Raw genomic sequence first — 6,252 nt, forward strand, 5'->3', positions numbered from 1 at the left:
CAATGAAAGTGACCTCGATGATAGATGCCTTCCGCCCTGCAGATGGCCCGCCCCCGCAACTGCTGGGGGCGTTCTTTCGCTGGTGCCTCAAAGGTGCCTGGCCTGCGCTGTGGCTGGCGGGGGGGCTGTCGGCGCTGGCAGGGTCGATGGAGGTGGTCTCGGCCTTGCTGCTTGGATGGGTGATTGACGCGGCGCTGGCCAGCACGCCCGCGCGGGTCTTTGCCGATAACTGGTCGCTAATGGCGGGCTTTGCGGCGTTTTACCTGATCGCGCGGCCTTTGGTATTCGGGCTGTCGTCGGCCTCGCTCAATATGCTGATCAACCCCAATGTCATGCCGCTGGTGCTATCGCGTCTGCACCGCTGGACCATGGGTCATGCGGTGACGTTCTTTGACAACGACTTCGCCGGGCGCATCGCGCAAAAGCAAATGCAGACCGCCCGTGCGGTGACCGATGTCACCTCGGAAATGATCAATACCGCGGCTTTTGCGCTGGCCTCGATCATCGGATCGGCGGTTTTTCTGCTGGCGGTTGATGGCTGGGCGGCGCTGGGGCTTAGCGTCTGGCTGGTGGCCTATCTGGGGCTGATCCGTTGGTTTTTGCCCCGCGTGCGCGGCAAATCGGCGGCGCGGGCCTCGGCCCGGGCGATGGTGACGGGGCAGGTGGTGGACACGATCACCAATATCAAGACCGTGAAACTTTTTGCCCATGCCAGCCACGAAGACCGCGCCGCGCTGTCGGCCATGGCCGGTTTTCGCGAACGCGCGTTGGATTTTGGCGTGGTCTCGACCCGGTTCCGGCTGTCGCTGATGACACTGGCGGGGTTGCTGCCGGTGCTGCTGGTTGGTGGCACATTGATGCTGTGGCAGCAAGGCAGCGCCACCGCGGGCGAAATTGCCAGCGCGGGGGCGATCTCTATCCGCATTGCGCAAATGACGGGTTGGGTCAGCATGTCCCTGATGGGAATTTGGGGATCGGTGGGCGAGGTCGAGGACGGGATGCGCACCCTGACCCCGCCCCACACCCTGACCGATATCCCCGGCGCCCACACCCTGACCCGCGTCAAAGGCGAGATCCGCTTTGACGATGTGCGCTTTGCCTATGGCGGCGAAACCGGCGGCGTGGATGGCCTTCGGCTGACTATCGCGCCGGGCGAACGGCTGGGCATTGTCGGTGCCTCGGGGGCGGGAAAGTCAACGTTGGTCGCCCTGTTGTTGCGGCTTTACGATACCGAGGCGGGCGCGGTGCTGATCGACGGGCAAGACCTGCGCGACGTCACCCAGGAAAGTCTGCGCCGCAATATCGGCATGGTCACGCAAGAAACCGCGATGTTCAACCGCTCGGCCCGCGACAACATCCTTTATGGCCGTCCCGACGCCACGATGGATGAGGTGATCGCCGCCGCCCGCGCCGCCGAGGCGCATGAATTCATTCTGGCGCTGCAAGATCATCTGGGCAATCGCGGCTATGACGCCAATCTGGGCGAACGCGGGGTCAAGCTGTCAGGTGGCCAGCGCCAGCGTATCGCCCTTGCCCGTGCCTTCCTGAAAGACGCCCCGATTCTGGTTCTGGACGAGGCGACAAGCGCGCTTGACAGCGAGGTAGAGGCCGCGATCCAGTCTGCGCTACACCGGATCATGACGGGCAAGACGGTGCTGGCCATTGCCCACCGCCTGTCGACCCTGTCGGAAATGGACCGCATCGTGGTGATGGAGGCGGGGCAGATTGTCGAAACCGGCACCCATGCCGAACTGCTGGCCAAAGGGGGGCTATATGCGCGCTATTGGAACCGCCAGTCGGGCGGCTTCATTGGCACAGATGATGAGAAAGAGCCCGCATGACGCTGATGATCGAACGCCTGTCGCTGCACGGCGACGCAATTGCCCGCGGCCCTGATGGCCCGATCTATGTGCCCATGGCCCTGCCCGGCGAAGAAGTGACGGGCGAGGTTGTGGCCGGGCGCATCGCGCACCCCCGCATCGTCACCCCCAGCCCTGACCGGGTCCGCGCACCCTGCCCGCATTACCGCACCTGCGGGGGCTGCGTGCTGCAACATGCGTCAGACGGTTTCGTGGCACACTGGAAGGCCGATGTGGTGCGCCTTGCGCTGGCCGGACAGGGGATCGAGGCCACCATGCGGGGTGTCAAAACCTCTCCGCCAAGGTCGCGACGGCGCGCCACACTGTCGGGACGGCGGACCAAAAAGGGCGTTCTGGTGGGGTTTCACGCCCGCGCCTCGGATACGGTCATCGACCTGACCGAGTGTCTTGTGTTGCGGCCCGAGGTCATGGCCACCCTGCCCGCCTTGCGCGCGCTCACCGCCCTTGGCGCCAGCCGCAAAGCCGAGCTTGCGCTGACCGTGACGCTATCGGATGCCGGGGCCGAGGTCGCGGCCATGGGCGGCAAAGACCTGGATCCGCCGCTGTTCGAGGCGTTGGGGCGGTTGGCCGAAACCGCTGATCTTGCCCGCCTGTCGTGGAACGGCGAACCCGTGGCGACCCGCCGCCCCGCCACCCAGCAGTTCGGCACAGCGCGGGTGGTGCCGCCACCGGGGGCGTTTTTGCAAGCCACGAAAGAGGGCGAAGCCGCGCTTTTGGCCGCCGTCGAAGAGGCGGTGGGCCCGGCGCACCGCATCGCGGATCTGTTCGCCGGATCCGGCACGTTTGCGCTGCCGCTTTCCGCCGGGGCCGACGTTCACGCGGTCGAGGGTGACCCGCAGATGATCAAGGCGCTTGACGCTGGCTGGCGTGGGGCCACGGGCCTGCACCGGATCACAGCCGAGGCGCGCGATTTGTTCCGCCGCCCGCTGCTGCTGGACGAGCTGGCCCGCTATGACGCCGTGGTGATAGACCCGCCCCGCGCCGGTGCCGAGGCGCAGATTGCGCAATTGGCGGCAAGCGCCGTCCCGGTTATCGCACATGTGTCCTGCAACCCCGTGACCTTTGCCCGCGATGCCCGAACCCTGATCCACGGCGGCTATCGGCTGGATTGGGTCACGGTGGTGGATCAGTTCCGCTGGTCGGCCCATGTCGAGCTGGTCGCCCGGTTTTCGCGCGGCAATACCCCATCCTGACGGCTGGTCAGTTCCCGAAACCTGCGTTACCATCGCCCAAAATAACCGAGCAGTCGAGAACCGATCATCATGAACAGACGTGGGGCACTTTTGGGCCTGACCGCCCTTAGCCTATTGACAGCCTGCGGCACCGGCAAAGGCGCAAAGTTTCGCCATTACGACGGCCCGCCCGTGACCCAGATTCAGGTCTACAAGGGTAAACGCCGGATGTATCTGCTAAGCGGCAACAAGGTGCTGAAGAAATACAAGATCGGGCTGGGCGGCAACCCGGTCGGTCCAAAGAAATTTGAAGGCGACGGCAAAACCCCCGAAGGCGGCTACCTGATCAACCGGCGCAACCCCAACAGCGCCTACCACCTGTCGCTGGGCATTTCATACCCCGACAGCCGTGACGCCGCCGAGGCCGCAGCCATGGGTAAAAAGCCGGGGGGCGACATTTTCATCCATGGGCGCGCCAAGAAAAACAAGGGCCGCGGCAAGGATTGGACGGCTGGCTGTATCGCCGTGAAAGACGACGAGATCGAAGATATTTACGCGATGGTACGCGACGGCACGACGATCATCATCTTTCCCTGACAACCCCGGCAATTCCACGTCCTTTTGAAGGGGCTGGCCTTTGAAGGAGCGGATTCTAATTTTTGCCGCAGCCCGTATGAGGGTTTTATCGGCTTCGGGTTCCGGATCTCCTCTAATTCGGCGCGGGCCATCCGGGCGGGCAGACTGATAGGCATGATATCTTGAAAACCTCGATCACGACTGATCGTGGATAAATGCCCTTGACAAATACTTAGTACTTTACTCAACTATCGGTATGTTCGGAGCCAAAAAATATAAAGCGCCCACGCGCATTCAGACACCTGCGCCCGCCCCCCGCAACTGTACGGCTGCGGGGCCATCGGTCAAGCTGCCTTGCGAGTGTGGCTATACTGTTTTTGAGATCTACGCCTGCGCATGTCAGTGTCCGGAATCAGCGGACGTCGCACTGGAAGCCTTTCTTGACCATGCCAGAGACAGGCGATGAACGAGCCTCTTTTTGGTGCTACCCCAGAAAACGCAGGCTAGTCGCCCCGGCTTGTGATACGCGGCCTTTGTTGCGGACAGCAGCAAGGACCGGGCCGGTGGCGCGCCGCCACCGGGGCTGAAAAGGGGATACTGATGACATCAAGGTGGCGCGCGCTGGGGCAATATCTTGGGGCTTTGGGATTGGTGCTTTTGGCTGCGGGCGCATTGGCAACGTGGCGTGGTGCACTTTGGCCATTTGACATTCGCGCAACCGCAATCGTCACGGCGGGCGGAATGGCGGTCGTGTTTAGCGGATGGGGCGCGGTCTGGGGCGTGCCGTTTCTGGCAGGGTTCATGCTACGGCGGCATCGTCTGGCCCTTTGGGTAGCCAGTGTCGCGGTGATGCTGGCACTGCATGCGGTGCTTGGCTCATCGCGCGGTTTTGCCCCGCTGGGAGAGATCGGCCTTTGGGCTGGTCTGGTGCTTTATGCAGCGCCGATGGCGGTGGTTATCTTGCTGGCCGGATTGCTGCGCGCGCTGGCATTTTCAACCCGAAAAGGTCTGCCGTATTAGCCCCCTGCAAACCCGCCCTGGGTAACACCCCTAGCCGATGAATCGCCTACATGCGCCATGCCCCCCGTTTGGCTGGCGCTGATCAAAAGGCGCGGCCTGCCGGATCAGCTACAGGCGCGTTTCAAGGCCCCGGATGCGGGGATCAGATATCCCCGCCACAGCCTTACGTCACCGAGAAAGCCCTAAAGCCGGGACAGTTTTGATTGCAGATCCGCCAATTGCTTCTTGATTGCTTTTAGATCGTTGCGATCGTCGGTCTCGTTTGTGCCCGTTTCGGCCTGCGCAGCGTCGGTGTCCTCGCCGGCGTCTTTCCAGCCCCCCATCATCATCTTCATGAAGGCCTGCTGCTGCTTTTGAAGCGCGTCGAACCCAGGCATGGAGGCCATCGGATTGGGCATTCCAGGAAATCCTTCAAGCAGTTTCGACTGACCCTCGCGCAGCATCTGAAAACTGGCGGCCAGAAACTGTGGCACCACACTTTGCGCGTTGGTCGTATAGCTGCGCACAAGGTCGGTCAGCACATCCACCGGCAGCACGCTTTCGCCCCGGCTTTCATGTTCCGCAACGATTTGAAGCAGGTATTGCCGCGTAAGATCATCCCCCGATTTCAGGTCAATGATCTGCACTTCACGGCCATCACGGATGAAGGAGGCAATATCTTCCAGCGTCACATAATCGCTGGTTTCGGTGTTATAAAGTCGGCGGCTTGCATAGCGCTTGATCAGCAAGGGCTTGGCATCTTCGGCCATCGTGGCCTCCCCATGTTTTTGGCAGTGCAGCAAAGCCTAATATGCGCTGCAGCAAAAGCAACAGAAGAAAAGGAACAAATCGGCAAATCCATCGGTTAGGTGGCAAAAATCGACAGGAACAGGTTAAAATGCCTTACCCGGACAGCCGGTAGAAACCCCGCAGCCCCGCCTGTCTTTCCGGCGGCACGCGTATGAAGGATTTGTCTTTATTCTGATCGCCAGTGGGCATGGGCCACCGCGTTATACGAAAAAAGGCAGACCCGAAGGCCTGCCTTATATGTCGATCAACCGGCTACAAGGAAAAAGCCGGTTTGACGGCAATCTTACTTAACGCCAGCGGTTGCTTTTTTAGCAGCGGCGGTCGCGTCGTCGGTCGCTTTTTTCACGGCGGCGGTCGCGTCTTTCGAAGCTTCCTTGCCAGCGGCCAGCATCAGCTCGACGGTTTCCATCTGCACTTTTTTCGCAACTTCAGCGAAAGCGGCCAGGTTTTCAGCAGCCATTTCGGCAGCAGCCGAGGCGAAATCGGAAACCGATTTGGCATAGTCGGCCGGCTCTTCCTTGGATTTGGCCAGATCGCCAACCTTGGCGATGGTCGCCTTGGCCCAGGACGAGGAAATCTCGGTCGACTTTTCAGCAGCTTCCAGCGCCACTTTGGTCATTTTCTCGCCCATTTCGGCCGAGGTTTTGAACGCGCCTTGGAACGCGGAACCGTCAACCGGGAACGAGCCCATCATATCTTGCAGGACTTTGGTGAAATCTTGGGTCTTAGCCATCTGAGTATCTCCATCTGAGTTGGGCGGGGGGCCCGTTTTCTTCTGGACATGATATACATGCTGCGGCGCAGCATTTCAAGTG

At 61.5% G+C, this 6,252-nt stretch carries 6 protein-coding genes; 4 read left to right on the plus strand and 2 right to left on the minus strand.

Features of this window, described 5'->3' with window-relative positions:
* The first annotated feature begins 2 nt into the window (after nt 1-2).
* The 4 genes from ACM62R_RS13030 to ACM62R_RS13045 all read left to right on the plus strand — a co-directional run bounded on the left by ACM62R_RS13030 (nt 3) and on the right by ACM62R_RS13045 (nt 4,648).
* On the plus strand, nt 3-1,841 hold the full coding sequence (locus ACM62R_RS13030) for an ABC transporter ATP-binding protein (protein ID WP_415184473.1): 1,839 nt from the start codon (nt 3-5) through the stop codon (nt 1,839-1,841).
* A complete protein-coding gene (locus tag ACM62R_RS13035; RefSeq protein WP_415184474.1) occupies nt 1,838-3,073 on the plus strand; it encodes a class I SAM-dependent RNA methyltransferase in 1,236 nt (411 codons plus the stop codon). The genes ACM62R_RS13030 and ACM62R_RS13035 overlap by 4 nt, the downstream gene beginning before the upstream one ends.
* Before the next feature lie 69 nt (nt 3,074-3,142).
* Nucleotides 3,143-3,649: a L,D-transpeptidase family protein gene (locus ACM62R_RS13040; protein ID WP_415184475.1), complete on the plus strand. Its 507-nt coding sequence runs from the start codon at nt 3,143-3,145 to the stop codon at nt 3,647-3,649.
* A 579-nt stretch (nt 3,650-4,228) separates the two neighbouring features.
* Nucleotides 4,229-4,648 (plus strand): hypothetical protein, encoded by a 420-nt coding sequence (locus ACM62R_RS13045; protein WP_415184476.1) that lies wholly within the window; start codon nt 4,229-4,231, stop codon nt 4,646-4,648.
* Nucleotides 4,649-4,830: 182 nt separating this feature from the next.
* On the opposite strand, the gene phaR is transcribed toward ACM62R_RS13045, so the two are convergent.
* Together phaR and ACM62R_RS13055 are read right to left on the minus strand one after the other, a co-directional pair.
* Nucleotides 4,831-5,397 (minus strand): polyhydroxyalkanoate synthesis repressor PhaR, encoded by a 567-nt coding sequence (phaR, locus tag ACM62R_RS13050; RefSeq protein WP_415184477.1) that lies wholly within the window; start codon nt 5,395-5,397, stop codon nt 4,831-4,833.
* Nucleotides 5,398-5,720: 323 nt separating this feature from the next.
* Nucleotides 5,721-6,170 carry a Phasin gene (locus ACM62R_RS13055; protein ID WP_415184478.1) on the minus strand — a complete coding sequence of 150 codons (450 nt, stop codon included), beginning with the start codon at nt 6,168-6,170 and terminating at the stop codon, nt 5,721-5,723.
* Between the last annotated feature and the right edge of the window lie 82 nt (nt 6,171-6,252).

It is taken from the genome of Phaeovulum sp., assembly GCF_047638075.1.
Taxonomy (GTDB): Bacteria; Pseudomonadota; Alphaproteobacteria; order Rhodobacterales; family Rhodobacteraceae; genus UBA6197.